Origin of the sequence: Paracoccus marcusii (genome assembly GCF_006151785.1) — a bacterium.
GTDB classification, from domain to species: Bacteria; Pseudomonadota; Alphaproteobacteria; order Rhodobacterales; family Rhodobacteraceae; genus Paracoccus; species Paracoccus marcusii.
Genome location: NZ_VDDD01000217.1, coordinates 1 through 2,528, shown reverse-complemented (window position 1 = coordinate 2,528; position 2,528 = coordinate 1). Strand labels below are relative to the sequence as shown.

Here is a 2,528-nt window from a genome sequence, read left to right as displayed (position 1 = left end):
GTGGCGGCACGGCGATCGTGACCGACCCCTTTGCCGGCAGCGCCCCGGCCAGCCCCACGGCGCGACGCGCCGCCCCGGCCCCTGCCGCCGCTGCAAACCCGGGCGAACATGTCGTCGCCGCCGGAGAGACGGCCTGGGCCATCGCGCGTCGCTATGACGTCAGCGTCCAAGATCTGGCAAGCTGGAACGGCCTGCCGGCCGACATGAGCCTGCGGACCGGCCAGCGTCTTCTGGTGCCGCAGCCCGGCCAGAAACCCGACAGGCTGGCCACGACCGCCCCCGGCGCGGGCAGCCCGACCCCGACCCCGCCCTCGGCCACGCGTCCCCTGCCCGCCGAGGAGACGCCACCCGCGGGCGCCCCCGCGCCAGATACGCCCCAAACCGACCTGGGATCCACGCGGACCGCGGCATCGGGCGGCGGCCAGTTCCGCATGCCGGTCCAGGGGTCAATCATCCGGGTCTATGAAAAGGGCCAGAACGACGGGATCGACATCGCGGCCTCGGGCGGCACAGCGGTCACAGCGGCAGGCAGCGGCCAGGTGGCGGCGATCACCCGCGACAGCGCGGGCACGCCGATCATCGTGGTCCGCCACGAGGGCGACCTGATGAGCGTCTATACCAACCTGGGCGATGTTGCCGTCGCCAAGGGCGACAGCGTCAGCGCGGGACAATCCCTGGGCCAGGCGGGCGACGCGGGCTTCGTCCATTTCGAGATCCGCCGGGGGTTCGAAAGCGTCGACCCCGAGCGGTACCTGAACTGATCCCCGGACGGGGATCAGAGATGCGTCAGCCGTTCGTCCAGTGCCGTGGCGATCTCGCGTCGCACCACGGCACGCAGGTTGCCCGAAAAGCGGGCGCCCATCTCTCCCTCCAGCTCCTCGCGGATCATCTCCTGCAGGTGGGCGCGCATGGTCTTGTCGTCCATCATCTGCGCGACGGTCTGGGCGACGATCTGTGCGACCGGCAGATGCGACAGTGCGGCGGCATCGTGCGCCTGCGGACGGTCGGGACCGTCGCCCGCGGGCGCATGGGCCTGCGGCGCAGGGACGACATCGGCGGTCGCTGATCCGCGGACCTGCGCAGGACCGATGGCGGCATCCTGTGCGGATGCCTGGGCGGGCATCGCCGGCGGCAGCAGGCGCCACAGCAGCCAGTCGCCCCACGCAGAGAGCAACCGTGCGATACGGGACCGGGGCGCCGCTGCGGCCGGGATGACCGCCGGTGCCACGGCAGGCACCACGACCTCCTCGGTCAGGGCATCGGCGATGGGCGCCTCGACGATTGCGTCAGGCAGGGCCAGCGCCACTGCCGCCCTGCCGCGGGCCTTGCCTGTCGCGCGCCGGGGCCGCGACGGCGGGACGCCGTCGTCCGGCAGATCCGCGACCGCCCTGCGCAGATGCGGGGCCAGCTGGATGACCGAAGCCGTGCTGCCCGCCAGCAAACCCCGCGGGGTCGGATCCTGAGACAGGCGGTGCAGCATCGTGCGCGCGTCGCTGTGAGTCACGGGCTGGCCGTCGATCATGTGCCGGATGCTTTGCATTTCGGCACGGATGCGGGCGATTTCCTGGGCGGCCTGACCGATCGGCTGATCCTGGGTCAGGACCGGCAGGGTGACGACCTGAGCGGGCTGCGCCTGCACGACCTTGCGGGTGCGCGCGCGGGCGGGTTTGGCCTCCGGGTCGGCCTTAGCGCGGGGGGCCTTGGCACGGGCAGGCTTGGTGGCGGGGGCGGCCGCATCGGCCTTGGCACTGCGGCTGCGGGGTGCCTTGGGCGCCGCAGCGGCCTTGGCGGTGCTGCGCCGCGGTGCGGGGGTGTCGGTCGCCGAATCCTCGACGGGGGTCATGCGGCGCGCCTCAGTCATGGCGCACCGCCGGGGCCGGATCAGTTCCGGCCGATGGCGCGCAGCACGCGGTCCAGGCTTTCGCCCTGCTTGCTGGTTGCGGGCGCGTCCCGCACAGCATTGTAATATTGCGATGGGTCATAGGTGGGTATCCCCAGTTGCAGGTTTTCTACCGTCAACAGACCCATAGCAGCCAGAAGTTGATAATGAGCTAACTGCAGATTCGATTCCGCGGAAATCCGGTCGGCCCGCGCCTCCAGCAGCGATTGTTCGGCGTCCAGCACGTCCAGCGTGGTCCGCGCACCCAGCAGCGCCTCCTCGCGGACGCCGTCATAGGCCTGCTGCGCGGCCGAGATCTGCTGGTTGATCGCGGTGATCTGCGCGCGGGCGACGGCGATGTTCGCCCAGGTCTCTCCGACCTGCTGGCTGATCTGGCGCGCGGTGTTCAGCAGCGCCGAACGCGCCTGGTCGCGCTGTGCCATCGCGCGGCGATGCGCGGCCGACAGGCGCCCGCCCGAATACAGGGTCTGGCTCAGTTCCAGCCCCACAGACGACGAATTGCGGCTGCCATAGCGGCCGCCCAGGCTGGCTTCGGGCGCGCGGGTCACGCCGACGCTGGCCGTGCCCGACAGGGTCGGGTTGCGTTCGGCGGCGGCGGCGGCCACGCCGATCTCGGCCGCGGCGGCCT

3 protein-coding genes are annotated in these 2,528 nt (G+C 71.8%); 1 reads left to right on the top strand and 2 read right to left on the bottom strand.

Annotated features, from left to right (window positions below; translation table 11 throughout):
• A partial coding sequence (locus FHD68_RS18260) for a M23 family metallopeptidase (RefSeq protein ID WP_139086526.1) occupies nucleotides 1-761 on the top strand: 761 nt, incomplete at its 5' end.
• Nucleotides 762-775: 14 nt separating this feature from the next.
• On the opposite strand, the gene FHD68_RS18255 is transcribed toward FHD68_RS18260, so the two are convergent.
• Both FHD68_RS18255 and FHD68_RS18250 read right to left on the bottom strand, forming a co-directional pair.
• Nucleotides 776-1,861, bottom strand: a complete 1,086-nt coding sequence (locus FHD68_RS18255) for a hypothetical protein (RefSeq protein ID WP_127897967.1) — start codon at nucleotides 1,859-1,861, stop codon at nucleotides 776-778.
• A 20-nt stretch (nucleotides 1,862-1,881) separates the two neighbouring features.
• Nucleotides 1,882-2,528, bottom strand: a 647-nt coding sequence (locus FHD68_RS18250) for a TolC family protein (protein WP_167550441.1), incomplete at its 5' end; no start/stop codon positions are given.

Excerpts from the sequence above, each read along its gene's own strand:
- FHD68_RS18255 (WP_127897967.1), bottom strand. The coding sequence starts at position 1,861 with ATGACTGAGGCGCGCCGCATGACCCCCGTCGAGGATTCGGCGACCGAC.